This window comes from Arthrobacter sp. AIWTK1, from assembly GCF_056680535.1.
Map to the genome: position 1 here is coordinate 1,718,021 of NZ_CM155287.1, position 25,657 is coordinate 1,743,677.

22 protein-coding genes and 1 pseudogene are annotated in these 25,657 nt (G+C 64.8%); 15 read left to right on the forward strand and 8 right to left on the reverse strand.

Annotated features, from left to right (window positions below; genetic code table 11):
* The first annotated feature begins 81 nt into the window (after positions 1-81).
* The 5 genes and pseudogenes from AC1MDG_RS07880 to AC1MDG_RS07900 all read left to right on the forward strand — a co-directional run bounded on the left by AC1MDG_RS07880 (position 82) and on the right by AC1MDG_RS07900 (position 5,199).
* The gene (locus AC1MDG_RS07880) at positions 82-3,477 is read left to right on the forward strand and encodes a pyruvate carboxylase (RefSeq protein ID WP_479808455.1); all 3,396 of its coding nucleotides are present in this window, start codon (positions 82-84) and stop codon (positions 3,475-3,477) included.
* 103 nt (positions 3,478-3,580) lie between these two features.
* Positions 3,581-3,682, forward strand: a pseudogene (locus AC1MDG_RS07885) (hypothetical protein); the annotation flags it as partial.
* Positions 3,683-3,742: 60 nt separating this feature from the next.
* Positions 3,743-4,069, forward strand: coding sequence for a helix-turn-helix domain-containing protein (locus AC1MDG_RS07890; protein ID WP_479809050.1), 327 nt, complete (start codon positions 3,743-3,745; stop codon positions 4,067-4,069).
* A gap of 38 nt (positions 4,070-4,107) precedes the next feature.
* Entirely contained in the window at positions 4,108-4,920 is an 813-nt protein-coding gene (locus tag AC1MDG_RS07895) for an IS3 family transposase (RefSeq protein ID WP_479808456.1), read from the forward strand.
* Positions 4,921-4,998: 78 nt separating this feature from the next.
* On the forward strand, positions 4,999-5,199 hold the full coding sequence (locus AC1MDG_RS07900; protein ID WP_479808457.1) for a hypothetical protein: 201 nt from the start codon (positions 4,999-5,001) through the stop codon (positions 5,197-5,199).
* 271 nt (positions 5,200-5,470) lie between these two features.
* Here AC1MDG_RS07900 and AC1MDG_RS07905 read toward each other — a convergent pair whose 3' ends face one another.
* Positions 5,471-7,309, reverse strand: a complete 1,839-nt coding sequence (locus AC1MDG_RS07905; protein ID WP_479808458.1) for an AMP-dependent synthetase/ligase — start codon at positions 7,307-7,309, stop codon at positions 5,471-5,473.
* A 226-nt stretch (positions 7,310-7,535) separates the two neighbouring features.
* Between AC1MDG_RS07905 and AC1MDG_RS07910 the strand changes: the two genes are divergently transcribed.
* Positions 7,536-8,627: an ROK family glucokinase gene (locus tag AC1MDG_RS07910; protein WP_043480400.1), complete on the forward strand. Its 1,092-nt coding sequence runs from the start codon at positions 7,536-7,538 to the stop codon at positions 8,625-8,627.
* 31 nt (positions 8,628-8,658) lie between these two features.
* Here AC1MDG_RS07910 and AC1MDG_RS07915 read toward each other — a convergent pair whose 3' ends face one another.
* Genes AC1MDG_RS07915 through AC1MDG_RS07925 form a run of 3 tightly spaced genes read right to left on the reverse strand, consistent with a single transcriptional unit; the run spans position 8,659 to position 10,777 of the window.
* Positions 8,659-9,198 carry a hypothetical protein gene (locus AC1MDG_RS07915; RefSeq protein ID WP_479808459.1) on the reverse strand — a complete coding sequence of 180 codons (540 nt, stop codon included), beginning with the start codon at positions 9,196-9,198 and terminating at the stop codon, positions 8,659-8,661.
* Complete coding sequence (locus tag AC1MDG_RS07920; protein WP_479808460.1) at positions 9,195-9,992, reverse strand: alpha/beta hydrolase; 798 nt, start codon at positions 9,990-9,992, stop codon at positions 9,195-9,197. Before AC1MDG_RS07920 ends, AC1MDG_RS07915 begins: the two co-directional genes overlap by 4 nt.
* Positions 9,989-10,777 carry an alpha/beta hydrolase gene (locus tag AC1MDG_RS07925; RefSeq protein ID WP_479808461.1) on the reverse strand — a complete coding sequence of 263 codons (789 nt, stop codon included), beginning with the start codon at positions 10,775-10,777 and terminating at the stop codon, positions 9,989-9,991. Before AC1MDG_RS07925 ends, AC1MDG_RS07920 begins: the two co-directional genes overlap by 4 nt.
* 111 nt (positions 10,778-10,888) lie before the next feature.
* Between AC1MDG_RS07925 and AC1MDG_RS07930 the strand changes: the two genes are divergently transcribed.
* Complete coding sequence (locus tag AC1MDG_RS07930; protein ID WP_479808462.1) at positions 10,889-11,632, forward strand: lysophospholipid acyltransferase family protein; 744 nt, start codon at positions 10,889-10,891, stop codon at positions 11,630-11,632.
* A 78-nt stretch (positions 11,633-11,710) separates the two neighbouring features.
* Positions 11,711-13,102, forward strand: coding sequence for a class II 3-deoxy-7-phosphoheptulonate synthase (locus AC1MDG_RS07935; RefSeq protein ID WP_479808463.1), 1,392 nt, complete (start codon positions 11,711-11,713; stop codon positions 13,100-13,102).
* Positions 13,103-13,216: 114 nt separating this feature from the next.
* Here the strand turns inward: AC1MDG_RS07935 and AC1MDG_RS07940 are convergent, their stop codons facing one another.
* Positions 13,217-15,361, reverse strand: a complete 2,145-nt coding sequence (locus tag AC1MDG_RS07940) for a Stk1 family PASTA domain-containing Ser/Thr kinase (RefSeq protein WP_479808464.1) — start codon at positions 15,359-15,361, stop codon at positions 13,217-13,219.
* 102 nt (positions 15,362-15,463) lie between these two features.
* Positions 15,464-16,816 (reverse strand): lytic transglycosylase, encoded by a 1,353-nt coding sequence (locus tag AC1MDG_RS07945; RefSeq protein ID WP_479808465.1) that lies wholly within the window; start codon positions 16,814-16,816, stop codon positions 15,464-15,466.
* 243 nt (positions 16,817-17,059) lie between these two features.
* Here AC1MDG_RS07945 and AC1MDG_RS07950 point away from each other — a divergent pair, with 243 nt between their 5' ends.
* On the forward strand, positions 17,060-17,413 hold the full coding sequence (locus AC1MDG_RS07950) for an Rv2175c family DNA-binding protein (protein ID WP_043480419.1): 354 nt from the start codon (positions 17,060-17,062) through the stop codon (positions 17,411-17,413).
* A gap of 56 nt (positions 17,414-17,469) precedes the next feature.
* On the opposite strand, the gene AC1MDG_RS07955 is transcribed toward AC1MDG_RS07950, so the two are convergent.
* Entirely contained in the window at positions 17,470-18,564 is a 1,095-nt protein-coding gene (locus AC1MDG_RS07955) for a polyprenyl synthetase family protein (RefSeq protein WP_479808466.1), read from the reverse strand.
* Positions 18,561-19,091 carry a hypothetical protein gene (locus tag AC1MDG_RS07960; protein ID WP_479808467.1) on the reverse strand — a complete coding sequence of 177 codons (531 nt, stop codon included), beginning with the start codon at positions 19,089-19,091 and terminating at the stop codon, positions 18,561-18,563. Before AC1MDG_RS07960 ends, AC1MDG_RS07955 begins: the two co-directional genes overlap by 4 nt.
* A gap of 140 nt (positions 19,092-19,231) precedes the next feature.
* Here AC1MDG_RS07960 and dinB point away from each other — a divergent pair, with 140 nt between their 5' ends.
* From dinB to AC1MDG_RS07990, 6 genes are all read left to right on the forward strand, one after another.
* Positions 19,232-20,392, forward strand: coding sequence for a DNA polymerase IV (gene dinB, locus AC1MDG_RS07965; RefSeq protein ID WP_479809051.1), 1,161 nt, complete (start codon positions 19,232-19,234; stop codon positions 20,390-20,392).
* A 325-nt stretch (positions 20,393-20,717) separates the two neighbouring features.
* A complete protein-coding gene (locus AC1MDG_RS07970) occupies positions 20,718-21,089 on the forward strand; it encodes a DUF3040 domain-containing protein (RefSeq protein WP_043480429.1) in 372 nt (123 codons plus the stop codon).
* A 387-nt stretch (positions 21,090-21,476) separates the two neighbouring features.
* Positions 21,477-21,905: a division/cell wall cluster transcriptional repressor MraZ gene (gene mraZ, locus AC1MDG_RS07975; protein ID WP_028271726.1), complete on the forward strand. Its 429-nt coding sequence runs from the start codon at positions 21,477-21,479 to the stop codon at positions 21,903-21,905.
* Between the two features lie 188 nt (positions 21,906-22,093).
* Positions 22,094-23,092: a 16S rRNA (cytosine(1402)-N(4))-methyltransferase RsmH gene (rsmH, locus tag AC1MDG_RS07980; protein ID WP_479808468.1), complete on the forward strand. Its 999-nt coding sequence runs from the start codon at positions 22,094-22,096 to the stop codon at positions 23,090-23,092.
* The gene (gene ftsL, locus AC1MDG_RS07985; RefSeq protein WP_479808469.1) at positions 23,089-23,760 is read left to right on the forward strand and encodes a cell division protein FtsL; all 672 of its coding nucleotides are present in this window, start codon (positions 23,089-23,091) and stop codon (positions 23,758-23,760) included. The genes rsmH and ftsL overlap by 4 nt, the downstream gene beginning before the upstream one ends.
* Before the next feature lie 44 nt (positions 23,761-23,804).
* Positions 23,805-25,607, forward strand: a complete 1,803-nt coding sequence (locus tag AC1MDG_RS07990; RefSeq protein WP_479808470.1) for a peptidoglycan D,D-transpeptidase FtsI family protein — start codon at positions 23,805-23,807, stop codon at positions 25,605-25,607.
* The last annotated feature ends 50 nt before the right edge of the window (positions 25,608-25,657 follow it).

Here is a 25,657-nt window from a genome sequence, read left to right on the forward strand (position 1 = left end):
ACACAATGATTTGTGTTTCCACGCGCCCGTCTTACACACTGTGACCACTTATCGATACACCCGCAATGATGCAGGAGAAGTATGTTTTCCAAAATTCTGGTGGCTAACCGCGGCGAAATCGCGATCCGCGCCTTCCGTGCCGGCTACGAGCTGGGCGCCAAGACTGTAGCCGTGTTCCCCAACGAGGACCGTAACTCCATCCACCGCCAGAAGGCTGATGAAGCGTACCTGATCGGTGAAGAGGGCCACCCTGTCCGCGCGTACCTGGACGTTGACGAAGTGGTCCGCGTGGCCAAGGAGTCCGGCGCCGACGCCATTTACCCCGGCTATGGCTTCCTTTCCGAGAACCCGCGGCTGGCCCGGGCTGCCAAAGAGGCCGGTATCACCTTTGTCGGCCCGCCGGCGGAGGTCCTTGAACTGGCCGGAAACAAGGTTGCCGCCCTCGAAGCGGCGCGCGCCGCCGGCGTTCCCGTCCTTAAGTCCAGCCAGCCTTCAAAGGACCTGGACGAGCTGATCGCGGCCGCGGATGAAATCGGCTTTCCCATTTTCGCCAAGGCCGTAGCCGGCGGCGGAGGTCGCGGCATGCGCCGCGTGGACACCCGCGAGGCTCTTCCCGAGGCGCTGCAGGCTGCCATGCGCGAGGCCGACGCCGCATTCGGTGATCCCACCATGTTCCTGGAACAGGCCGTTCTCCGCCCCCGCCACATTGAGGTCCAGATCCTGGCCGATGCCGAGGGCAACATCATGCACCTCTTCGAACGCGATTGCTCCATCCAGCGCCGCCACCAGAAGGTGGTGGAGATCGCTCCGGCCCCGAACCTGGATGAAGGGATCCGCCAGGCGCTCTACCGCGATGCGGTGAAGTTCGCCAAGGCGCTCAATTACGTCAACGCCGGTACCGTGGAGTTCCTCGTGGACACCGTCGGGGAACGCGCCGGCCAGCACGTGTTCATCGAGATGAACCCGCGCATCCAGGTGGAGCACACGGTCACCGAGGAAGTCACCGACGTGGACCTGGTCCAGGCCCAGCTGCGCATCGCGTCCGGCGAGACGCTCGCTGATCTTGGCCTGTCGCAGGACACCGTCCAGCTCAAGGGCGCCGCACTGCAGTGCCGCATCACCACCGAGGATCCGGCCAACGGCTTCCGGCCCGACGTCGGGAAGATCACCGGTTACCGTTCCGCCGGCGGTGCCGGCGTACGGCTCGACGGCGGCACCGTCTACTCGGGTGCCGAGATCAGCCCGCACTTCGACTCCATGCTGGTCAAGCTGACCTGCCGCGGCCGCGACTACCCCGCAGCCGTGGCCAGGGCGCGGCGTGCCTTGGCTGAATTCCGCATCCGCGGCGTATCCACCAACATCTCCTTCCTCCAGGCTGTCCTGGACGATAAGGACTTCATTGCCGGCGATGTGGCCACCAGCTTCATCGATGAGCGCCCTGAGCTGCTCAAGGCCCGCGTTTCCGCGGACCGCGGCACCAAGCTTCTGACCTGGCTGGCAGAGGTCACCGTCAACAAGCCCAATGGCGACCTCACGGTCCACTCGGACCCCGCAGCCAAGCTGCCCGCCGTCGGGGACACCCCCGCCCCCAAGGGTTCGCGCCAGCGCCTGCTTGAGCTGGGTCCCGAGGGATTTGCCAAGGCCCTGCGCGAGCAGCAGGCGGTCGCCGTCACCGACACCACCTTCCGTGACGCCCACCAGTCACTGCTTGCCACCCGGGTCCGTACCCGCGACCTCGTGGCGGCCGGCCCTGCCGTGTCCGCACTGCTTCCCGAGTTGCTGTCCGTGGAGGCCTGGGGCGGTGCCACGTACGACGTCGCCCTGAGGTTCCTCGGCGAGGATCCGTGGGACAGGCTGGCCGCGCTGCGCAAAGCACTGCCGAACATCTGCCTGCAGATGCTGCTCCGCGGGCGCAACACCGTGGGCTACACCCCGTACCCCGAGGAAGTCACCGAGGCATTCGTCAACGAGGCCGCAGCAACCGGCATCGACATCTTCCGGATCTTCGACGCCCTTAACGACGTCAACCAGATGGCTCCGGCCATCCGGGCTGTCCGGGCCACCGGCACCGCCGTCGCGGAAGTTGCCCTCTGCTACACGGGCGACATGCTCGATCCGGACGAAAAGCTCTACACGCTGGACTACTACCTCGAGCTGGCGCAGAAGATCGTCGACGCCGGCGCCCATATCCTCGCCATCAAGGACATGGCCGGGCTGCTGCGTCCGGCCGCCGCTGCGAAGCTTGTGGCGGCCTTGCGGGAACGCTTTGACCTCCCGGTCCACCTGCACACCCACGACACCGCAGGCGGGCAGCTGGCCACGCTCCTGGCAGCCGTGGACGCGGGAGTGGACGCAGTGGACGTCGCGTCGGCTTCGCTGGCCGGCACCACCAGCCAGCCCTCGGCCTCCGCCCTGGTTGCCGCCCTGGCCCACACGCCGCGCGACACCGGCCTGGGGCTGGCCAAGGTCAGCTCACTGGAACCCTACTGGGAGGCCGTGCGGCGCGTCTACGCTCCGTTCGAGTCAGGCCTGCCGGGCCCCACCGGCCGTGTCTACCAGCACGAGATCCCGGGCGGCCAGCTCTCCAACCTGCGGCAGCAGGCCATGGCCCTCGGCCTCGGCGAACGGTTCGAGGCCATCGAGGACATGTACACCGCAGCCGACCGCATCCTGGGCCGGCTCGTGAAAGTCACCCCGTCCTCGAAGGTGGTGGGCGACCTTGCCCTGCATCTCGTTGGCCTCAATGCCGATCCTGCGGACTTCAACGAAAACCCGCAGAATTACGACATTCCGGATTCCGTCATCGGCTTCCTCTCCGGCGAACTGGGCGACCCTCCCGGAGGCTGGCCGGAGCCGTTCCGCACCAAAGCCCTCCAGGGCCGCAGCATCAAGGTACGGGACGCCGAGCTGAGCGCCGAGGACAGTGCAGCGTTGAAGGGCGACTCCAAGACCCGCCAGCAGACCCTCAACCGCCTGCTTTTCGAGGGCCCCACGAAGGACTACCAGAAGAGCGTGGAGACCTACGGCAACCTCTCCGTCCTGGACACCCGTGACTACCTCTTCGGCCTCCAGCGCGGAGCCGAGCACGAGATCGAACTCGAGAAGGGCGTACGGCTGATCGCCTCCCTCGAAGCCGTATCGGAGCCGGACGAGAAGGGCATGCGCACCGTCATGTGCACGCTCAACGGACAGTCCAGGCCCGTTGTGGTCCGCGACCGCTCCGTGGTCAGCAATGTCAAGGCAGCCGAAAAAGCGGATGCCAGCCAGCCGGGCCACGTTGCCGCACCGTTCGCCGGTGCTGTGACCCTCACGGTCAAGGTGGGCGACGCCGTCAACGCAGGCGACACCGTTGCCACCATCGAGGCCATGAAGATGGAGGCCTCCATCACGACGCCGGTGGCCGGCACCGTTTCGCGCCTCGCAGTCGGCGCCGTGGAACAGGTACAGGGCGGAGACCTGCTGCTCGTCGTCGAGTAACACGCACATCAAGTCAGACACAACGGAAGGGCCTCCCGGCATTCTGAACTGCTCCCCAAAAGTTGGACTGAAAATTCAGTTCTGACTCTCGGGGAGCAGTTTCATGGTTAAAGGCAGTTCGTTATCTGTAGAGCAGCGCGGGGCCGCAGTGGCTCTGTTTGAACGTGGTTGGGGTACCAGAGCTGTAGCAACAAAGCTTGGAGTAGGTACGAAAGCAGTCCTCCGTTTATACGACAGGTGGCGCGTTCGCGGAGATACTGCTCTTGTGACCAAACCAGTGAAGCGGCTGTATTCGTTCGAGTTCAAGCTCAATGCTGTGCATCGATACATCTCCGGCGAGAACAGGGTGGCCCTAGCCAAGGAGCTCGAGCTGTCGTCGCCACACCTGATCACAGTGTGGGCAGGGCAATATAGGGCTGAAGGTGAGGAAGGCCTGCGCCCGAAACCAAAAGGCCGGCCAAGGAAGAACCCGGAGGTTCCCGCGCAGCCGGAACCCGAGCTGCAGAGGCTGCGCCGCGAGAACGAACGCCTGCGCGCAGAGGTGGCCTTCCTGGGAAAAGTAAACGCCTTGAGGGACGGGGAACAGCGCTAAAGGTTCGCGCTGTCATCGCCCTCAAGGCTGAGCACCGGTTGGAAGTTCTCCTGGACGTAGCCGGGTTAGCCCGGTCTACGTTCTTCTACCACCAGTCCCGACTCAATGGCCCCGATCCGCGGGCATCCCTGAAGGCTGTTATCAGAGAGATTTTCACAAAGAACCACGGCCGGTACGGGCACCGGCGGATCCATATCGAACTCCTCAAGCAAGGCTGGAGGGTCGCCAAGAAGAGCGTCCTGAAGCTGATGCGTTCCCTGCGTCTGGTCTGCAAGGTCCGAAGCAGGAAGCGGTACAACTCCTACCAGGGCGAGCAGGGCATCGTGGCGCCTAATCTGCTGAAACGGCAGTTCGAAGCGGACGCCCCAAACCAGAAGTGGGTCACGGACGTGACGGAGTTCAGCGTGGGCGAGCGGAAGCTCTACCTCTCACCGATCATGGATCTTTTCGACCGGCAGATCATCTCCTACGCGATTGGGACATCCCCAAATCTGGAGCTGGCCAATGCCTCCCTGCGTGGCGCCTTGGGAGCGCTGGAGGAAGGGCAGAAACCACTCGTGCATTCCGACCAAGGGTTCCAGTATCAGCACAACTCCTGGCGCACGCTCTTGGCCAACGCCGGCGCAGTCCAATCCATGTCACGCAAAGCCAACTGCTACGACAACGCCGTCATGGAGAACTTCTTCGGACACCTCAAGGAAGAGCTCTTCCGACGTGTCCGGTTCCTCAGCACCGACGCACTTGCAACAGCGCTGCACCAATACATCCGCTGGTACAACACCGACAGAATCTCGACAAAGCTAAAGGGCCTAAGCCCGATCCAGTACCGTGCCCAGGCCCTCGCAGCTTAGGGCACAGGTGGTCGGTGCAACTTTTTGAAGACTATTCGAAGCTAGAAAGCCTTGGGGCCGGCCGATAGGATTACCGGCATGAGCGCCAAGGATGAGAAGCCAGCGACCAAGCGGCAGGTGAGCGCGCGGGTTGCAATCGTCTTCATCTCAGGAGTCGTGGGCAGCGTCCTGGTATCACGGTTGGTACCTCAGGTTGAATGGGTGGCTCTCCTTCCCGTGGGGCTAGCTACCGGAATCATCATTCAGGATGTGATCACCCTGATGCGACGGGGTTCGTGACATATAGCCCGGACCTCGCCACACGACGGATGTCAGCCGATTTGCTCGATCCGCCTAGGTTTCGCACGTAAGTAAGTCCTACGCGAAGAAGGCCCCGTCCCAGTTGGGACGGGGCCTTCTTCGAAGAGCCGAATCGCTAGCCGCTAAAGTGAAGACGTCGCACATTTGCGAGTCCAACTTTTGGGGACCGGTTCATTCGCCGGGAGGCCCTTCCGCTTTACAATCAATGCCGTATATCAACCAGTCCGGCAACCGCCGGGACGGACCAGCGCTAGTGCTGTCCGGACGGCTCCGTGCGGGCCGGGCGCGGTGCAGCATACATTTCGCCGATGACCGATTCGAAGTCCTTCATCACCTGGGCCCGCTTGACCTTCATGGACGGGGTGAGGTGACCGGATGCCTCGGTGAAATCGGACGGCACGATCCGGAACGACTTGATGGCCTCCGCCTGGGACACGGACTGGTTGGCGCGGGTAATCAGGTCCTGGACGGCTGCCTTCACCACCGGATTGCCTGCCGCCTCGGCAACGGTGGTGCCGGCCGGCAGGCCGTGACGCTGCAGCCAACCCGGCAGGGCTTCCTCATCGAGGGTGACCAAGGCGCCGATGAACGGCATGTTGTCTCCCACCACCAGGACCTGTGAGACGAGGGCGTCGGCACGGATCTGGTCTTCCAGCAGGGCGGGTACCACGTTCTTGCCGCTGGCTGTCACGATGATTTCCTTCTTGCGGCCCGTGATGGTCAGGAAGCCGTCTGCATCCATTTGACCGATGTCGCCTGTGCGGAACCAGCCGTCCACGAAGGTGTCGGCGGCGAGGTCGTCGCGCTTGTAGTAGCCGCGCATCACGCAGACGCCCTTGGCGAGGATCTCGCCGTCGTCGGCTATTTTCACCGCATTTCCCGGCAGGGGAGCGCCCACCGTCCCGATCCTGATGAGCGACGGAGTATTGACGGTGATCGGCGCAGTGGTTTCGGTCAGGCCGTAGCCTTCGAGGATCTGCATGCCGATGCCCTGGAAGAAGTGCCCCAGGCGTTCTCCCAGCGGTCCGCCGCCGGACACTGCGTGGGCCACCTGGCCGCCCATGGCCGCGCGAAGCTTGCTGTAGACGAGCTTGTCGAACAGCGCGTGGCGGAGTTTGAGGCCGAACCCGATGGAACCGGCCTGCCGGGCCCGCGAGTAGGCGATGGCGGTGTCTGCGGCCTTGTGGAAGATAGCACCCTTGCCGCCGTCCTCGGCCTTTGTCAGCGCGGAGTTGTAGACCTTTTCGAATACGCGCGGCACGGCGAGGATGAACGTAGGCTTGTAGCTCTGCAGATCCGGCAGGAGGTGCTTGATGTCGGGGGTGTGCGCCACGGTGACGCCGGCTGCCACGGCCAGGACGGAGATAAACCGTGCGAACACGTGGGCCAGCGGCAGGAACATGATGGTCCGCGCCTGCTCGTGGACTATGCCTGACAACGACGTGGCGAGGGCGTTCTCGGACAGCTCCACGAAGTTGCCGTGCGTCAGTTCGCAGCCCTTGGGCCTTCCGGTGGTGCCTGAGGTGTAGATGATCGTCGCGACGTCGGCCAGGGAAGCCAGGCTCCGGCGGGCTTCCAGGTCCGCGTCGCTGACCGCGGTCCCCGCGGAGCGCAGCCCGTCCAGCCCGGCACCCTCAAGCTGCCAGACGTGGGCGAGGGAGGAAAGTCCCTCGGACGTGGCTGCCTGCCGGATGACGTCCTCGTGGTGCGCCGACTCGCCAAAGGCGGCGACGGCACCGGAGTCGCCCAGGTTCCAGGCAACCTGGCTGGGGGAGGACGTTTCATAAATGGGAACGGAGATGCCGCCCGCGAACCAGATGGCAAAGTCCACCAGCGCCCACTCGTAGCGGGTGCGGGACATGATGCCGACACGGTCGCCGGCGGCCACGCCGCTTGCCATGAGTCCCTTGGCCAGGACGCGGACGTCGGCGAGGAAATCCGTGGCAGAAATGTCCTGCCACTGTCCGGCGGCATCGAGCCGCGAAAACAGGGAAGGGTTCGAGGCCTTGGCGGCCTGCCGCAACACCAGGTCGGTGATGTTGGTTTCCGGGGGTACGTTCACCAAGGGCGGAACACTGAATTCGCGCACGATAGCTCCTTTGTTATCCATAGACCCGCAGAGGGTACTGATAACACTAGTACGCCCGTTGCGGAGGTGTGTCCTGTTTCACCTACTGGCGAGTAACTTTACGATTAAGTGCCTGAAACCCGCCACTCCCGCCCGCCGGGAGCCGTCCCCGGAAGCATCTCGGGGGCCCTGCCCGGCAGGGCTGGCTCCGCCGGAAAACGGGGGCCGGGCAATAGACTAGGGAACCATGCACACACCTTCGCCCGGCGACCTGCCCAGACCCTATCGACGGACCGCCGCCTGGCGCCGCAGGAAGCCCGCCGGGCAGGATGCGCTGGCCGCCAGCCAAAGCTTCCGTGAGCATCTCCGGCTGGGGCGCAAAGGGCTGGCGATCGGCGTGGACATCGGAGGCACGAAGGTTGCTGCCGGCGTGGTCGATGCCGACGGCCGCATCCTCAGCCAGGCCAGGCGCTCCACGCCCGGGAACGACCCGCGGGCGGTCGAACAGGTGATTGTGGAACTCGTGGAGGAGTTAAGCCGCGGCCACCGCATCTGGTCGGTGGGAATCGGCGCGGCCGGGTGGATGGACCTCGACGGCGGGACGGTGCTGTTCAGCCCGCACCTCGCCTGGCGCAATGAGCCGCTCCGGGACAACCTCCAGCGCCTGCTCCGCCGTCCGGTGCTCCTGACCAACGACGCCGATGCTGCCGCGTGGGCGGAATGGCGCTTTGGTGCCGGGCAGGGACAAAGCAGGCTCGTCTGCATCACCCTCGGTACGGGGATCGGCGGTGCCATGGTGATGGACGGCCGGCTGGAACGCGGCCGCTTTGGCGTCGCGGGTGAATTCGGCCACCAGATCATTATGCCCGGCGGCCACCGCTGCGAATGCGGAAACCGCGGCTGCTGGGAACAGTACGCGTCCGGAAACGCCCTGGGCCGCGAAGCCCGCGAACTGGCCGCTGCCAATTCGCCCGTGGCACAGGAACTCCTGAAGGCCGTGGACGGTCACGTGGACCGCATCACCGGGGCCATTGTGACGGAACTGGCCAAGGCGGGGGACCCCACCTCCCGAGAGCTGCTGGAGGACGTCGGGGAATGGCTGGGCCTGGGGCTGGCCAACCTGGCTGCCGCGCTGGACCCTGGAAAGTTCGTGATCGGCGGAGGCCTGTGCGATGCGGGGGAACTGCTGGTGGCCCCGGCGCGGAAGGCCTTTGCCCGCAACCTGACCGGGCGCGGGTTCCGGCCGGCGGCGGAGATCGCACTGGCAGCGCTGGGGCCCAACGCCGGGCTCATCGGGGCCGCAGACCTGTCGCGTGTCAGCAGCAGGATGCACGGCTAACAGTGGATTCAGCGGGCCTCGGCCCAAAAAACTAAACCCGGGCTCCGTCGTCGTGCTCGTCCTTTTCCTGCGGCAGCTGCATGATCAGGTAGATCACCGACACGACGAACGCGGCGACGATACCCAAAATCGCCATCAGCGGCGCGGACCTCCAGAACATTGCGGACAGCACCAGCGCGACGGGCCCGCCCACGGCTCCCAGCCAAGCCAGAACGGTCAGCGGATCCGTACCGGCCAGGCTCGGCGGTTCCTCCGGAACGAATGGCTCGTCATCATCGGCCTCGTAGTCACGCGGGCCGCTACCGGCGTCCGTTCCTTCCGCGCCTGCGCGGTCCGTCCCGGGCTGCCGGCCGTGTACGGCGGCCCCGCGTTCGGACGCCGGGGGCTCGGTCGGAGCTGTGCCCGCCAGGCCCAGGGGATCGAAGTCACGGAACGGCCGTTTGCTCGGCCCGCTGCCGCCCCCTCCCGGAGCCGGAGTGTCGGTGCCCTCGAGGCGGGCGACAAGGTCGAGCCAGACGGCGTCGTCCTGGTTGGCGCTCTGGTCCGAGGAATTGGAGTCGGATCTGGTCATCGGCCGTGTCCTTCAGGGCTAGCGGGGAAGGCGTCCACGTTTCCCGAAACCACGGCACGGATGAAGTCCGTGGTCCCGCTGAAGATCTCCTCGGCGTCGTTGTCCAAGGTGGCTACATGGTAGCTGTTTTCCAAGGCGCTCATGTGGAGCCCGGCGTTGGTGAGGCCCCGGCGCAGCGCCACGATGCTCGAGTCGGACACCACATGGTCCACTGTGGAGCGGAACACGCGGACGGGTGCAGTGATCCGGGGCAGCAGCCGCCGGGTGTCCTTGAACATCTTGTTGAGCTCATGGGCCGCCGCCACCGGTGTCCGAGGGTACGCGCCCTCGTCAGTGTCCGGTTTGAGGATGTCATTGGCAATGGCGGGAGTGCTCTTCAGGACCAGCTTCAGGATGCCGGCAAGCGGCGCGCGGGGATCATCGATGACCAGGCCTGGATTGACCACAATCGTGCCCGCCACGGGACGCAGTGCCGCCACCCTCAAGGCCAGGGCCCCTCCCATGGACAGCCCTGCCGTGAACACGTGGTCGCATTCGGCCTCGAGCTCGAGGTAGGCCTTGTCGTAGGCGGAATACCACTGCTGCCAACGGGTCCTGGCGAGTTCCTGCCAGCTGGTGCCGTGTCCCGGCAGGAGAGGCATGCGCACGGCAAATCCGGCGTCGGCCAGCGATTGCGCCCAAGCCCGCACACCGTGCGGGCTTCCGGTGAAGCCATGGGAGACGGCAACGCCGATTGAGGGGCCGTCGCCCGTAAAGGGACTGCTCAAGGGGCTGTGGTCGGCGGCGATGCTCATGGTGTCTCCGAGGATACGTGGTGGGGCGCGTGCTCATGGAAGAAGGCGGCCGAATGTTCGAAGATGGCAGGGGCATCGTTGTCCAGCGTGGCCACGTGCCCGCTCCTGGGCAGCGGCACCACGCGAAGCTCCGCCGACCCCAGCCGTCGCCTGATCAGCTCAAGGGACGACGGCGGCACCACCTCGTCGGTCTCTGACTTGAAAACCAAAACCGGCGCAGTTACCCGCGGCAGTCCGCGCCTGGCAGCTGCAAACAGTTTCTTCAACTGGTGGACAGCGGCGAGCGGCGTCCGCGAATAGTCGCCGTCCTCCGTCGTGGCCGCGGTGGGGTTGGCCTCCACGATCGGTACCGTGGTCCGCTGGACGTACTTCAGGATGCCGATGATCCTCACCCTGCGATCGTAGAAGCTGAGCCCGGGATTGACCACGGCTACGCCGGCAACCGGATGGCGGGACGCCGTGCGCAGGGCGACGGCGCCTCCCATGGAGAGGCCGGCGACGTAGCAGGTGTCCGTCCGGCCCGCGAGCTCAAGGTAGGCGGCCTCGAACGCGCCGGCCCATTCACGCCAGCCGGACCGGGCCAGTTCGCGCCAGTCCGTTCCGTGTCCGGGCAGGAGCGGGACGGAGACGGCGAAACCCTGCTCTGCGAGGTGCAGTGCCCACGGCATGACGCTGAGCGGACTGCCCGTGAAGCCGTGGCAAATGGCAACGCCGATCCTCGCGTTAGGTCCATGGCCGGGGTAGCTGAAAGCGGCAGGCACAGTCGGTTTGCTGCTTTCTCTCATGTGCCCATCGTGTCACCATTCGCCGCAAATCTCACTAGAGTAGGGTTGCATTGAAGTGCTGGCCGGACCCGACGGAGGGCCGGCCGGACGCCTTCCGGAGAGGTACACCACGTGTTTTATTGGTTCATGAAGACGTTCGTTCTGGGACCGGTGCTGAAGCTCCTGTTCCGGCCCTGGGTCAAGGGGCTCGACAACGTCCCCGCGGAAGGCGCCGCCATCCTGGCGTCCAACCATTTGTCGTTCTCCGACTCCATCTTTATGCCACTGATGGTGCCGCGTCCCGTGGCCTTCCTGGCGAAATCGGAGTACTTCACCGGCACGGGCCTCAAAGGCAGGCTGACTGCACTCTTCTTTCGGCTGACAAACCAGCTGCCCATGGACCGTTCCGGGGGAGCGGCGTCGGCGGCATCGCTGAACGCCGGCATGGACGTCCTGTCGCATGGTTCGCTGCTGGGCATTTATCCCGAAGGGACCCGCAGCCCCGATTCGCGGCTGTACCGCGGAAAAGTCGGTGTCGCGAAACTCGCCCTGCAAGCGAGGGTTCCCGTGATTCCGGTTGCCATGATCGGAACAGACAAGGTCCAGCCCATCGGAAAGCGGATGCCGAACATCAGGCGCATCGGCATGATCTTCGGTGAACCGCTGGACTTCAGCCGCTACTACGGCATGGAAGAGGACCGGCTGATCCAGCGGTCCGTGACCGACGAAATCATGTACGAACTCATGCGCCTGTCCGGGCAGGAGTACGTGGACGAGTACGCGGCGGTGGTTAAACTTCGCCTGGCGGGGAAGCCCGCGGACGGCTCCACCGGCTCCGGCGGCGGCAGCGGTCCCGCGGAGGCCGGCCAAGCCTGACGCCGGTTCTGTGACGGCGGTTTGGGTCGAATGACGGTTGCGGTGCGGAAACCCGGATACGGGAACTAGTCTTATAGTGTGACTGAGCTATCTGCAAAACCTGCCTCCCTGCTGACCAGTACCGCCCAGAGCGGTGCCGCCAACTATCCGGGACTGGACCACTGGCGGGAGCTGCCGGTTTCCCAGCAGCCCAGCTGGCAAAACAAAGAGGTCTTCGACGCGTCCGTGAAGGAACTTTCCGTCCTTCCCCCGCTCGTGTTTGCCGGTGAGGTGGACATCCTCCGTGAACGGCTCGCCGCTGCCGCGCAGGGCAAGGCGTTCCTGCTCCAGGGCGGAGACTGCGCCGAAACCTTTGAAGCCGCAACCGCGGACAAGATCAGTGCGAGGGTCAAGACGATCCTGCAGATGGCCGTCGTCCTGACCTACGGCGCGGCGATGCCCGTGATCAAGATGGGCCGCATGGCGGGCCAGTTCGCCAAGCCGCGCTCCTCCAACGATGAAACGCGCGAAGGCGTCACGCTGCCGGCCTACCGCGGCGACATCGTCAACGGCTATGACTTCACGCCCGAGTCCCGCGCCCATGACGCCAGCCGGATGCTCAAGGCGTACCACACCTCGGCGTCCACCTTGAACCTGATCCGTGCCTTCACGCAGGGCGGTTTCGCCGACCTGCGTCTCGTCCACCAGTGGAACAAGGGCTTCACGGAGAACCCGGCGCACGCACGCTACGAGTCGCTGGCGCGCGACATCGACCGGGCCATCAAGTTCATGGCCTCCTGCGGGGCGGACTTCGAGGCGCTCAAGCGCGTGGAGTTCTACGCGAGCCACGAGGCCCTGCTGCTGGACTACGAACGTGCCCTGACCCGCATCGACTCGCGGACCGGCCTGCCGTACGACACCTCGGCGCATTTCCTGTGGATCGGCGAACGCACCCGCGAACTGGACCACGCCCACGTGGACTTCCTGTCCCGCGTCCGCAACCCGATCGGCGTCAAGCTGGGCCCCTCCACATCCGGCGACGACGCCCTGCGGCTCATCGACAAGCTTGATCCGGACCGCGAACCCGGCCGCCTGACCTTCATCACCCGGATGGGCGCCGGCAACATCCGCGAGAAGCTCCCCGCCATCGTTGAAAAGGTCACGGCATCCGGTGCGCAGGTCCTCTGGGTCACCGATCCCATGCACGGGAACACGGTCACGTCACCCAACGGCTACAAGACCCGTAACTTCGATGACGTCATCGACGAAGTGCGCGGCTTCTTTGAGGTGCACCACTCGCTGGGCACCGTTCCGGGCGGCCTGCACGTCGAGATGACCGGCGACGACGTCGCGGAGTGCCTCGGCGGCGCCGACCCCATCGACCAGGAGGCATTCCTGGACCGGTACGAATCGGTCTGTGATCCGCGCCTGAACCACATGCAGTCCCTGGAAATGGCCTTCCTCGTCGCAGGGGCGCTGTCCAAGCGCTGACCCGACGCAGGGGTTGACCCAACGCACCCTGATTGACCAAAAGCTCCGCCCGGCTGGACCAGCCGGGCGGAGCTTTTTGTGCGGGAGCCTTCTCCGGGCGGCCTGCGGCAGTGCTCAGACGACGGTGAGGGTGACGACGGAGCCTTCAGGGACCTGGGTGTTCACCGGATCCTGGTCACGGACGGTGCCGAAGAAACCGCCCAGGATATTGTTGACCCGCACTTCGAATCCGAGCTTCTCCAACGCCTTGCGTGCATCATTTGCCTGCTTGCCGATGTAACTGGGCACGTCCACGAGTTTGGGCCCCTTGGACACCGTGAGGGTCACCGTTTGCCCCCGGGTGAGCGTGCCGGAGGACGGGTCCTGGGCCACCACGGCCCCCTTGGGGACCTTCTTGTCGTTAACCGTTTGCGGTGAAATCACTGCCTTCAAACCGGCGGCCTCAAGTGCCTTGACTGCCGCTCCCTGTTCCTGCCCGCGGACGTCCGGCACCGGAATGGGCTCGGGCCCCTTGGAGACAGTGAGGCTGACGGGCGTACCATGCCGTGCCGGGGTGCCCGCCGCCGGATCCTGGGCGAGGACAGTGCCGGCCGGCTCGGATTCGCTGTAGGTCTCCGTGACGGTTCCCAGGGCCATTTCGGCGCCGTTGAGTTCGTTCTTTGCCTCATCCAGCGATTTGCCGCTCATCCCGGGCACTGGAAAAAGCTGGGGGCCCTTGGAAACAAACAACGACACCATCTGGAACTTGCGGATCTCCCGCCCCGCCTCAGGCTCGGTGCCCACGACGAGCCCGGCCCGGATGTCGTCGTCGAAAACGTCCTTGGTGGTGGACTGGAACCCCGCCGTGCCAAGCAGTTGATGCGCCTCGGCTACGGTTTTGTTGGCCACCCTGGGAATGGTCCCCGGGGAGCCGGGTCCCATGCCGAAGAACCAGCCGGCGCCCGTTGCCAGCAGTGCTGCGATCACCAGGATGATGATCCAGAGAAGGCCGCGACGACGCGGGTTGCCTTCGCGGAGGGACCGTACCGGAGTGGAGGCTGCTTTGGACTGGGCTTTGGCGGCGTCGCGGTCCTGCCTGCGTTGTGCCCGCTTACTCAGGGGGACCGCGGTGTCCGGTTCATCATCATCCGGCTCGCCGAAAGCCGGCTCCGGCCCGCCCGGGGCGGCCAGGGGGCCGAACTGGCCCGGCCGGTGCGACGCCGACAGCACCGTGGTGGGGTTGCTCTGGCGGGAAATAATCTCCGTTGGATGCTGTCCGGCGGAGAGGATTTCCGTGTGGTCCTGGCGTACCTGGGCCTGCGACCCGGGGGGAGGATTCGCGGACGGGTTACCCGGCGGGTGCGCGGGCGGGCGGAGCCCCGCCGGCGAATGGGCGACGGCGGCGATGGCAGCCGGGGGCTGGAGGTCCAGTTCCGCGTCAGTCAGGTTGGTCCGGATGTGCCGGAGCTCCGACAGGAGCGCATTGCCGTCGACCGGGCGCTGCTCAGGGTCCCTTGCCGTGCACCACTGCACCAGCTCATCCACTTCGGCAGCGAGCCCCGGCACCACCGCCGAGGGGGCCTCCACTGACGAATTCACGTGCTGATAGGCCACCTGGATGGGGACTTCGCCGTCGAAAGGCTGCTTTCCGGTGATCATTTCGTACAGCATGATGCCCACCGAGTAGATGTCGCTGCGGGCATCCGCCTGCCGCCCGAGCACGAGCTCCGGTGAAAGGTACGCCACGGTGCCGATCAGCGCCCCGGTGCTCGTTGAAGCAGTGACCGCGCGGGCCAGGCCGAAGTCACCCACCTTGATTCGGCCGTCGTCCGCGATCAGGACGTTCTCGGGTTTGATATCCCGGTGGATCAACCCCGCCGCGTGTGCAGCGCCAAGCCCTTCAACCACGGGGTCGATCAGTGCCAGGGCAAGCCGCGGTGAGAGCGCCCCTTTTTCCTTGATGACGTCCCTGAGCGTGTGGCCCTTGATGTACTCCATCACCAGGTAGGCGGTGTGCCCGTCGCTGCCTTGGTCAAGGACGCCCACCACGTGGGCGTGCGACAACTTGGCGGCGGCCTTCGCTTCCCGGCCAAGCCTGTCCAGGAAATTGCCGTCGTTAACGAGGTGCGGATGGAGGACTTTCAGTGCGACATCGCGCTCCAGCCGCTGGTCCGTTGCCAGGTAAACGGTGGACATTCCGCCGCGCGCCAGCCTGGACTGCACCCGGTAACGGTTGTCCACCAGCGTTCCAACGAGGGGGTCCGACACTTTATCCTGCACCTTACGATCCTAAGTGCTACACGGAAACGGGCCCGAATCGACATGCGATCCGGACCCGTATCGTTACCCTCGCGGCACCGGATTCACCAGTGCCGGCACGGTTTAGCCGAAGTTCTTCTTGTGCGCCTTGATCGCTGCCACGTATGCCTTCGTGTCGTCGAACATGCCGTTCTTGCTGACGGAGTACTGGCCCTGGTAGTAGCCTGCGATGGCGTGGTCCAGGTCCTTGCTGGAGTTGATCAGCTGGCGGATAATCGCCACGCCTGCCGTGGCGTTGTCGTACGGGTCGAGCAGGTTCAGCTTGCGTCCCACGAGGTCGGAGGCCCATTGGCCCGATGTCGGGATGACCTGCATCGTGCCGATGGCGTTGGCGGGCGAGACTGCGCGCTGGTCGAAGCCGGACTCCTGGTAGGCGAAGGCCAGGGCAAGCGAGGGATCAACGCCCATCCGGCGTGCCGTGTCCGCGACGATCGACTTCATCTGTTCCCGGGTGGGTACGGGGGAAGCGTTGAGCAGGGCCTTGTTCTGGTTTGCGGACGAGACCACAGCAGCGGGGTAGGTGAAGCCCAGGAATGAACTCGGCACCAGGGGAGTGACGCTGCCGGCCGGCTGGATCGACGACCCGCCGGGGATGGCCAGTTTGTTGCCGGGGTAGATAACGCTGGTCATGGTCAGCTTGTTCGCCGACAGGATATCCGAGAGCTTGACCCCGTGCTTGGCGGCGATGGCGGACAACGTATCGCCGGACTTCACGGTGTAGGAGCCGGAACTGGGGGCCGGGGCCGGAGCGGGAGCCGCCGGAGCCGGTGCGGCCGGTGCCGGAGCCGGTGCGGAGGCCTGGCCGCTGCCGATCTTGATCTTCTGGCCGGGGTAGATGATGGAGCTCATGTTGAGGCCGTTCCAGCTCAGCACCTCGGACAACTTGACGCCGTGCCGTGCCGCGATGGCGCCCAAAGTGTCACCGGACTTGACGGTGTAGACGCTGCCGCCCGTGCTGGCAAGGGCGGGGGCCGCCGGCTTGGACGCGGGAGCGGAGGGGGCAGGAGCCGAACCGGTCAGCTTGATTTTCTGGCCCGGGTAAATGATGGTGTTCGGCTGCAGGTTGTTGAGCTTCAGGACGGCGTTGGTGTCCAGGCCGTAGCGACCCGCTATCCCGCTGATGGTGTCACCGCGCGCAATGGTGTACTCGGCCGGCGCGGAGGGCTGGGCGGGGCGCAGGGATGCGGGGATGGCAGTGGAGACCGATGCTGCGGGAATGACTCCGGACTTCAGTGCCGCTTCCTGGGCCTGGATTGCCGCAGCGAGCGTTGCGGGCACGGTCCGCGGACGGGTTTCCGCCGCCGCCGGCTGGGCGATGGCCAGCGAGGAGAGGACGACTGCCGGGAGAGCGGCCGTCGTGGCCGCAATCATAGGCAGGCTCGGCCTGGGGTGCTGCTTTGGCGATCGGGTCGTCATGGGAGTGATCCTCTTCTCAGCGGCGAATGCTGTCGGTCAGGCCGTTGTTACGAATGATACTAGTGTTACTAAAGTTAGTGTGGATGCAAATGTGATCTATGTGAATCTCTCACGAATTGTCGGTTAGCACAAGAAATCTTTGGCATTGGATATATGCCTTTTTTCGGAGTGTCGATTTAGGCCATCAGGCCGCCGCTTCGCGCTGACTAGGCGCAATAGCGCCCGCCGTGGCAATCTTGATCCGTGAGTACTGTAGAAAGCCTTGTAGGCGAATGGCTGCCGCTGCCCGACGTTGCAGAAATGATGAACGTTTCCATCACTAAGGTCCACGGATTGCTGGACGAAAAGGCGCTAGTGGCCCTGAGGGTCGGCGAACGCCGGATCAGGTGCGTTCCCGCCGGCTTTATGCAGGACGGCCATCCCGTAGAGAGCCTGAAGGGGACGATTGTGGTCCTCTCGGATGCGGGCTATTCCGACGAAGAACTCATTACGTGGCTGTTCACTCCGGATGAATCACTGCGGGGCCGTCCGATTGATGCCCTGCGCGAAGGCCGGAAGACCGAGATCCGCCGCCGGGCACAGTCCCTCGCCTGGTAGTCCGCGTCCCGCAGCACTATTGATGCATGGCGGGCGCCGTGGCCGCGCCGCGGGCGTCAGGCGGCGCGGCTGACCGTCGCCTCGGCGAGTTTCCGCAAGGCGGTCTTGGGGAGGTCTTCCAGCGGCAGCAGGTCAAGTTCGGCAAAGGCGGCGCGGCCGAATTCCTCGATCAGCACTTCAGTGGCCTGGAGAGCGCCGCAGTCCACAATGATGCGGCGGATTTCCTCCACATCAGCGTCGGTCAGGTCGGGGCTGCCGAGTTTCGCATCGAGGAAACGGGATTCCTCCGGGGAAGCCTGGTCGAGGGCGAAGGCGACGAGGACCGTGCGTTTCCCTTCCCGGAGGTCATCGCCGGCAGGCTTGCCGGTGGTAACGGGATCACCGAATACGCCGAGTACGTCGTCCCGGAGCTGGAAGGCTTCACCAAGCGGCAGGGCGAACGCTGAATAACCGCGAAGCAGTTCATCGGAGGCGCCGGCCAGGGCACCTCCGAGGGCGAGCGGGTGCTCGGTGGAGTATTTCGCCGATTTGAACCGGATGATGGACTGGGCCCTGCTGACGGCTCCCGCCCGGTCGCGCATGGGGCCTGCGACTTCTTCCAGGATGTCAAGGTACTGGCCCGCCATTACTTCGGCGCGCATCAAGTTGAAGATCAGCCGGGCCTGGCTGCCCGAGGCCGCCGCCTGGCCAATGTCCGTGAACGTTTCCTCGCTGAAGGAAAGGCAGAGGTCGCCGGTCAGTATGGCTGCGGCATGGCCAAAGCGTTCGCTGTCCAGGGCCCAGCCCTGGTCCTCATGCAGTTGGCTGAACCGCCGGTGCACACTGGGGCCGCCGCGCCGGGTATCGGAACGGTCGATGATGTCATCATGAATCAGCGCCGCCGCCTGGAAGAGCTCCAGTGCGGATCCGGCGGTGACCACCTCGGCGGCAGCGGGCTCTCCGCCGGCCCCGCGCCAACCCCAGTAGCACATCAGTGCACGCAGCCGCTTGCCGCCGGTGACCAGGTTGGAGATGGAGCCCATCAGCGGATCAATGTCCTGCGAAATGGCGGACATCACAGACTGGCGTGTGGCCAGGAAGTCATTGAGCTTGCCGGCGACGGCGGCTACGAAGGCCGTCTGTTCAAGGCGCAGCTGCTCCGCGACCGTCACTTCGCGGACTCAGCTGCGACGTTGGCGCCGATGGTGAACGTGGAGACCCCGCCGGTTTCCACCACCGCAATGTTCACTGTTTCATTGTCACCGCGCAGGAAATCCTTTGACGCGACGGCGCCCACATTCTCGCCCGGCACCGCTTTGAAGCCCTGGGCCTCCAACTCCTTTGTATAGAAAGCCATGACGGCGGCGGCGGGAGAGCCGATGTTGCCCACCAGGGCCGCGGTGGCCGGAGCAGACGTCTTGTCAAAGCTGCTGGAGACCACCCTTGCGCCCGGCATCACGGGCAGCAGCTTTTCCGGGAAGCCGGCGACGAGTGCGCCAACGGCCGCGGTGGTCCCGGGCGACGCGGTAGGGCTGGCCGGGGCTGTGGTGGTTACCTGCCCGGTGGCGGAAGCTGAAGCGCTGGCGGTCCCGGTGGCCTTGGCTCCGGGATCGGCGGGGGTGCACGCCGCCAGGGCAAGCACCGCGCCAGCCACAATCACGGCGCGGCCCGCAGGCTTAAGCTTTCCAATTACCTTCACAGGGACAGTCCTCCTGGTGTTGTTGCCGGATGCAGCCTCCAGTTTAGTCAGTACCACGGCATAGGATTGAAGGCGTGGGGTCGGAACAGGATAAACAGCAGCTCGAAGCGACCCTCCGGGAGCTCCGTCGAAGCAGCATCATGCATGTGGACATGGACGCTTTTTTCGTCTCCGTGGAACTCCGGAGCCGCCCGGAACTGGTCGGAAAACCGGTCATCGTCGGGTATCCCGCGGACCGTTCGGTGGTGCTGTCGGCTTCGTACGAGGCGCGGAAATTTGGCGTCAAGTCTGCGATGCCCATGGCCATAGCGGCGCGCATGTGCCCGTCGGCGATCATCATCGAGCCAAGGCACAAGCTCTACTACGAAGTCTCCGCGCAGCTGATGGCCATCTTCGGCTCGATCACGGACCTGGTGGAGCCGCTGAGCGTCGACGAAGCCTTCCTTGACGTCGGCGGAGCCATCCGCAGGCTCGGGAGTCCGCGCGAGATCGGCGGGATCATCCGTCGGCGCGTGCGGGAAGAACTCGGCATCACCGCGTCCGTCGGCATTGCGGCCAGCAAGTTCGTGGCCAAGATAGCGTCCACCCGGTGCAAGCCTGACGGACTCCTGCTGATCGGGCCGGATGAGACCGTGGCCTATCTGCACAGCCTTCCCGTCAACGCGTTATGGGGCGTGGGGGCTAAGACCGGCGAGGTGTTGGCCCGCATGGGGATCCGCAGCGTGGCGGATGTTGCCGCAACTCCGCCGTCCGCCCTGAAGAAGCTGCTCGGGGCGTCAGGGGAGCACGTGTACCGGTTGTCCTGGGGGATTGATCCCCGGCCCGTGACTCCGGTCCGCCTCGAGAAGAGCATCGGTGCCGAGGAAACGTTCGCCGTGGATACAGCCGACGACGCCCTCCTCCACCGAGAGCTGCTGCGCCTTTCGCACCGGACAGCCGAGCGGCTGCGAAGCACCGGAATGGTTGCCAGGACCATCTCCCTCAAGCTCCGCTACACGGATTTCTCCACCATCACGCGCAGCCGGACGGTGCACGCCCCGGTGGACAGCGCCCAGCTGATCTATGCCGTCACGGTCCAGCTCCTCGAGTCGCTCGGCCCGCGGGCCATGACGGTACGCCTGGTCGGCGTGAGGGCCGAGCAGCTTGAGGATGCTGCGCAGACCTCGCTGCAGCTGAGCCTGGACCGCCGCGACGACAACTGGCGGGCGGCGGAACAAGCCCTGGACAGGGTGGCGGAAAAGTTCGGTTCGAAGTCGGTGCTCCCAGCCCGGTTGCTGGACCCCCACAACGCGGCCGATTGACCGCCCTCACCCGCAGCGGACAGTGGCTTTTCGGCCGGCCGGCGTACCCGGAGGGCGCCGTCCCGCAGGCGCCCGGCCGCTGCCCCGGCAGCCCCGCCGCAGCGTCTTTCAGAACAGGGCGCAACAAACTATCCTTAGATATACATAGATTTCGAACGTCTGGACATACTAAAAAGCCTTCCTGGTCCGCCCGCCGTCCGAATGCGTGGAATCCGGTGTTCCGATATACGGTGGCCGGGAACCTCCTGCGCATGCCGGTCGTTATCGGATTGACAACATTAAGGCCACGGCAGGTCCGGACGTTGGCCGACTTAAGGAGGTCGTGATGCCGCTCTCGGAGCACGAACAGAAGTTGCTCGAGCAGTTGGAGAAGCAGCTGCACGAGGACGATCCGAAGTTTGCCAATTCAATGGGATCGGATCCGGGCCGTAACTGGTCCACGCGCCACATCGTGATCGGCGTGCTGGCCACCTTGGCCGGTGTCCTCCTCCTGCTGGTGGGCGTATCACTTCAGAGCATTTTTGTGGGTGTCCTCGGATTTATCGTGATGGGAGCCGGAGTCTATTTCGCAACGATGCGCAGCTCCGCCGCCGGGAAAGCGAAATCAACCGGCGGCAAGAAAGCCGGCAAGGGGCGCAGCTCATTCATGAGCAGCCTTGAGGAACGCTGGGACGAACGCCGCCGCGGCGAACCGTAAAAGCCCGGCCATAACGACCCGACGGTGACGGCCGTCCTTTAATCCTCCACTTTGCACCACCTGCCCCTGGCAGGCCTGCAGGAAGACCCGCCCAGGCGGGTCTTTTGCATTTAAACCCCCCATTCAAGGGCGCGACACCGGCGGCGGCCGGGCGGCCCGCCGTCGTACTTCCCCTGGGCGCCCGTGCGCGCCACCCGACGCTGAAATCCCTCCACTTTCCACCACCGGCCGTTAACCCCGGAATTACGGGGAAGGATTCCTCCAATCCAAGGACGAATCTTCCGTGTCGCGTTGACTGTGGAGCGATGTGGAGTAAAGTGGAGCAGGTAAGAGGGTAGTGGCAGCACAGGGGACGTGCAGCTCCTGACGACAGACAGGCGGGTGGCCATGTTTCTTGGCACTCATTCGCCGCGTTTGGACGAAAAGGGGCGGATCATCCTCCCAGCGAAGTTCCGCGAGGAACTTGCCAGCGGACTGGTACTCACAAGAGGCCAGGAACGCTGCATCTACGTCTTCAGTGAGCGGGAATTCGAACGGATTCACGAGCAAATGCGGGAGGCGCCCATCTCCTCCAAGCAGACTCGTGACTACATCCGGGTTTTTCTCTCTGGAGCCTCGGACGAGGTACCTGACAAGCAGGGGCGCGTGACTATTCCTCCCGCGCTCCGGGCATATGCAGGTCTTGGCAGGGAGCTTGCCGTTATCGGCGCCGGCTCCCGCGCGGAGATCTGGGATGCCCAGGCCTGGAACGAGTACCTGGCTGAGAAGGAAACCTCCTTCTCGGAAACCGACGACGCCATCCCGGGAATCTTCTGAGGCCCGGAGGCGACAACGGAAGCGTTTCTTGAACGAGATCTCCAGCCGCCCATCCGAACGTTGTCCTGGCTCACTTCCCCGGAGCCAGGCTGACGCCCGGATAGGCGCGGATGGGGATCTGGCTTAAGAAGCGCACCAAGGACCACCGAGGCCCGCAACGGCAAACATAGGCACGAAAGGACGAAGGTATGAGCGATCCCAACCAGCCAAAACCCACGTCCGAACGCCATGTGCCGGTCCTCAAGGACCGGTGCATCAATTTGTTGGCCCCGGGAATCGAAGCGGCCCGCAAGCGGGGCGAGACGCCCGTGGTCATCGACGCAACACTGGGAATGGGCGGCCACTCCGAAGCCCTGCTCCAGCGCTTTCCGGACCTCCACCTGATCGGGATCGACCGCGACGAAGAAGCGCTGGCCCTCGCCGGGGAGCGGCTTAAGCCCTTCGCGGACCGCACCGACCTGGTCCACGCTGTTTACGACGAGATCCCGGACGTTCTCCGGGATCTTGGCGTTACGGAAGTCCACGGGGTCCTCATGGACCTGGGGGTCTCCTCCCTCCAGCTGGACGAACGCGAACGCGGCTTTGCCTACTCCTTTGATGCACCCCTGGACATGCGCATGGACACCGGCCGCGGCCAGACTGCCGCGGACGTGGTGAACAACTACAGCGAAGAGGACCTTGTCCGCATCATCCGCAAGTGGGGTGAGGAGAAGTTCGCCGGCAGGATCGCAAACCGCATCGTGGCTGCACGTGAGTCGAAGCCGTTCACCACCACTGGCGAACTGGTTGACACCATCCGGGCCGTGGTTCCGGCCGGCGCGGCAAAGACCGGGGGGCACCCGGCCAAACGGACCTTCCAGGCCCTGCGGATCGAAGTCAACGAAGAACTTGATGTCCTGGAACGGGCTGTGCCGGCCGCGGTGGCCGCACTCGCCATGGGAGGCCGCGTGGTGGTGATGTCCTACCACTCGCTGGAGGACAAGATCGTCAAGAAGGTTTTCCAAGCCGGCTCCAAGTCCTCAGCGCCGTTGGGGTTCCCGGTGGAACTGGAAGAACACAAGCCTGAGCTCAAGACCCTGACCAAGGGCACCGAGGTGCCCACCGCCGATGAAGTCGCCGAAAACCCGCGCGCAGCGTCCGCCCGTTTGCGGGCAGTTGAACGAATCAAAGCCAGGAGGGCCGCATGAGCACCGCCGCTGCTAAGAACTTCCCAGTCGTGTCCGGCACGGCGGCCCGTGCCCTCACGGGGATCAAGCCTTCCGGAGGATCCGAACGGAAACTGCGGACCCCGCTGTCCGTGGTCCGGTCCACTCCGCGCAAGCGCAGGGCACCCTTCGTGGTGCTCTGCTTCGCGCTGCTGGCCGTGGCGCTGATGGCGGTCCTGGTGCTCAATATCTCCGTGTCAACAGCGCAGTACCAGCTGGTGCAGCTCCGCAGTGAGCAGTCCACGCTGACAAAGCAGAACCAGGACCTGACACAGCAGGTCCAGAACTTCGACGCTCCCCAGAACCTGGCTGCCAAGGCCACTGAATTGGGCATGGTGGCTTCCACCGGCAAGGGCCAGATCGATCTGTCCACGTTGACTGTCAGCGGCAGTCCGAAGCCCGCAGTGAAGGGAGACAAGCCCGGGGCCATCATCGCTGCGCCGGCTGTCGCCGGTCAGCTCACGGTGGTTCCGCCCGCTACTACCAAGGACCCGCTGGCCGCCCGTAAGCCCGCAGAGGCAGCAGCTCCCGCCCCTGCGGCAGCAGCTCCCGCCCCTGCCGCTGCGGCCCCGGCAGCTGCCCCGAAGCCGGCTGTTGATCTCCACGGCGGATCCGTGCCGGCACCGAAGCAAAAAACGCCGGGACAGTAACTGACAGGACTGACCACCCAGTACGCAAGCAGCAAGGACTCACCGTGGCGAAGAGCACCGGCAAGAAAACAACCGCAAAAGTGCCCAACGCCACCAGACGGCTCCGCCTCGGCCTGGGCATGATGCTGGCGTTGCTGCTTGTTGTCGGCGGCAAGCTGTTCATGGTCCAAGGGCTGGATATCGGCGGAATGGCCGAGGCCGCACTGAACAACCGCCTCACCCCGATTGAGCTCCCTGCCGAGCGCGGCAGCATCCTGGACGCCAACGGGACAGTCCTCGCCAACAGTGTTATCCGCTACAACGTGGTGGTGGATCAGCGCGTCAACACCAAGACCGAGTCATTCAAGCGCCTGGACACCGTCGGCGGGAAGGACGAGCTCGTCACCGTGTCGAGGGACAAAGGCATCCAGGAGTTGGCTGCGGTGCTGGGGCAGGACCCGGCAGACGTCAAGGACGCACTGACGGGGGAGAAGCCCTACTACATCGTGGCGAAGGACCTCAAGCCCGACATGGAGGACCGGATCTCCAAGCTGCAGATTCCGGGAATCGTCACCGTCGGCACCAGCAAGCGCGTCTACCCCAACGGCGCCGTAGCCGGCGGCATCATCGGGTTCCTGCAGGACGGGACAACCGGCCAGGCGGGGCTGGAGCAGACACAGGATGACGTACTCAAGGGAACGCCCGGCAAAAGGCTCTTCGAGATCGGAGCCGATGGCCTGCGCATCCCGGTTGGCGTGGACGAACTGACGCCCGCCGTCGACGGCAAGGACATCCGCCTCACCCTCAACTCGGACCTGCAGTACTTTGCCCAGCAGGCCATCCAGAACCAGTCGGACAAGCTGAGCGCCGAATGGGGCGTCATCATTGTCCAGGACATCAAGACCGGCAACATCATCGCCATGGCAGACACCAACGCCCCGGACCCCAACGACCCCGGCAAGGTGGCCGCCAAGGACCGCGGCGTTCGCTCCGTGACAGCCGCCTACGAGCCGGGTTCCGTGGAAAAGATGATCACCGCCGCGTCCGTCATCGAAGAAGGCAAGTCCAGCCCGTTGGACCATTTCACCATCCCGCCGTCCCTCGTCGTGGACGGCCAGGTCTTCACGGACTCATTCGACCACGGGACCGAAGAACGGACCCTGGCCGGCATCCTGGGCTGGTCCATGAATACCGGAACTGTCATGGCCGGCCAGCGACTCACCAAGGAACAACGCCACGACTGGCTGCAGAAGTTCGGGATCGGCGAAGCACCCGACATCGGTCTTCCCGCCGAAGCGAGCGGCATCCTCACGCCGGCTGACCAATGGGACGGCCGGCAGGAGTACACCGTCCTGTTCGGTCAGGGCGTTTCGCAATCCACCCTGCAGACCGTCCGCGCCTACCAGTCGATTGCCAACGACGGGGTGATGCTTCAGCCGCGCCTGATCGACAGCTACATCAGCCCGGACGGAACCGAGGAGAAGGCCCCGGCGAAGGAAAGCCGGCAGATCGTGTCAAAGGAAACGGCCAAGCAGGTGCGGGACATCCTGGAGAGCGCAGTGACCGAAGGCCAGATCAAGGATGCGGCCATTGACGGTTACCGCGTCGGCGCCAAGACGGGAACCTCCGAATCACCGTGCGATGACGGTAAATCCGGGTACTGCGGCTACACGGCCTCCATGGTGGGGATGGCGCCGATGGACAATCCGCGGTTTATTGTTGAAGTTGTCCTGCAGCGTCCCAAAGGCAGTATCTATGGAATCACCAATGGTCCGGTGTTCCGCTCCGTGATGAGCCAGACCCTGCGGACATACAACGTCCCGCCATCAACGGGCGAGCCGGTCAGGCTGCCCCAATACGTCAAGTAGCACGTCCACAACATCGTACGCACCACGGGAACGTCCCCTACGCCCGGTGT

What these genes read in the sequence shown, in the direction of transcription:
- AC1MDG_RS07880 (WP_479808455.1), top strand. Translation starts at nt 82, where the DNA reads ATGTTTTCCAAAATTCTGGTGGCTAACCGCGGCGAAATCGCGATCCGC.
- AC1MDG_RS07900 (WP_479808457.1), top strand. Translation starts at nt 4,999, where the DNA reads ATGAGCGCCAAGGATGAGAAGCCAGCGACCAAGCGGCAGGTGAGCGCG.
- AC1MDG_RS07910 (WP_043480400.1), top strand. Translation starts at nt 7,536, where the DNA reads ATGCACACACCTTCGCCCGGCGACCTGCCCAGACCCTATCGACGGACC.
- AC1MDG_RS07915 (WP_479808459.1), bottom strand. Translation starts at nt 9,198, where the DNA reads ATGACCAGATCCGACTCCAATTCCTCGGACCAGAGCGCCAACCAGGAC.
- AC1MDG_RS07920 (WP_479808460.1), bottom strand. Translation starts at nt 9,992, where the DNA reads ATGAGCATCGCCGCCGACCACAGCCCCTTGAGCAGTCCCTTTACGGGC.
- AC1MDG_RS07925 (WP_479808461.1), bottom strand. Translation starts at nt 10,777, where the DNA reads ATGAGAGAAAGCAGCAAACCGACTGTGCCTGCCGCTTTCAGCTACCCC.
- AC1MDG_RS07945 (WP_479808465.1), bottom strand. Translation starts at nt 16,816, where the DNA reads ATGACGACCCGATCGCCAAAGCAGCACCCCAGGCCGAGCCTGCCTATG.
- dinB (WP_479809051.1), top strand. Translation starts at nt 19,232, where the DNA reads ATGCATGTGGACATGGACGCTTTTTTCGTCTCCGTGGAACTCCGGAGC.
- AC1MDG_RS07970 (WP_043480429.1), top strand. Translation starts at nt 20,718, where the DNA reads ATGCCGCTCTCGGAGCACGAACAGAAGTTGCTCGAGCAGTTGGAGAAG.
- mraZ (WP_028271726.1), top strand. Translation starts at nt 21,477, where the DNA reads ATGTTTCTTGGCACTCATTCGCCGCGTTTGGACGAAAAGGGGCGGATC.
- rsmH (WP_479808468.1), top strand. Translation starts at nt 22,094, where the DNA reads ATGAGCGATCCCAACCAGCCAAAACCCACGTCCGAACGCCATGTGCCG.
- ftsL (WP_479808469.1), top strand. Translation starts at nt 23,089, where the DNA reads ATGAGCACCGCCGCTGCTAAGAACTTCCCAGTCGTGTCCGGCACGGCG.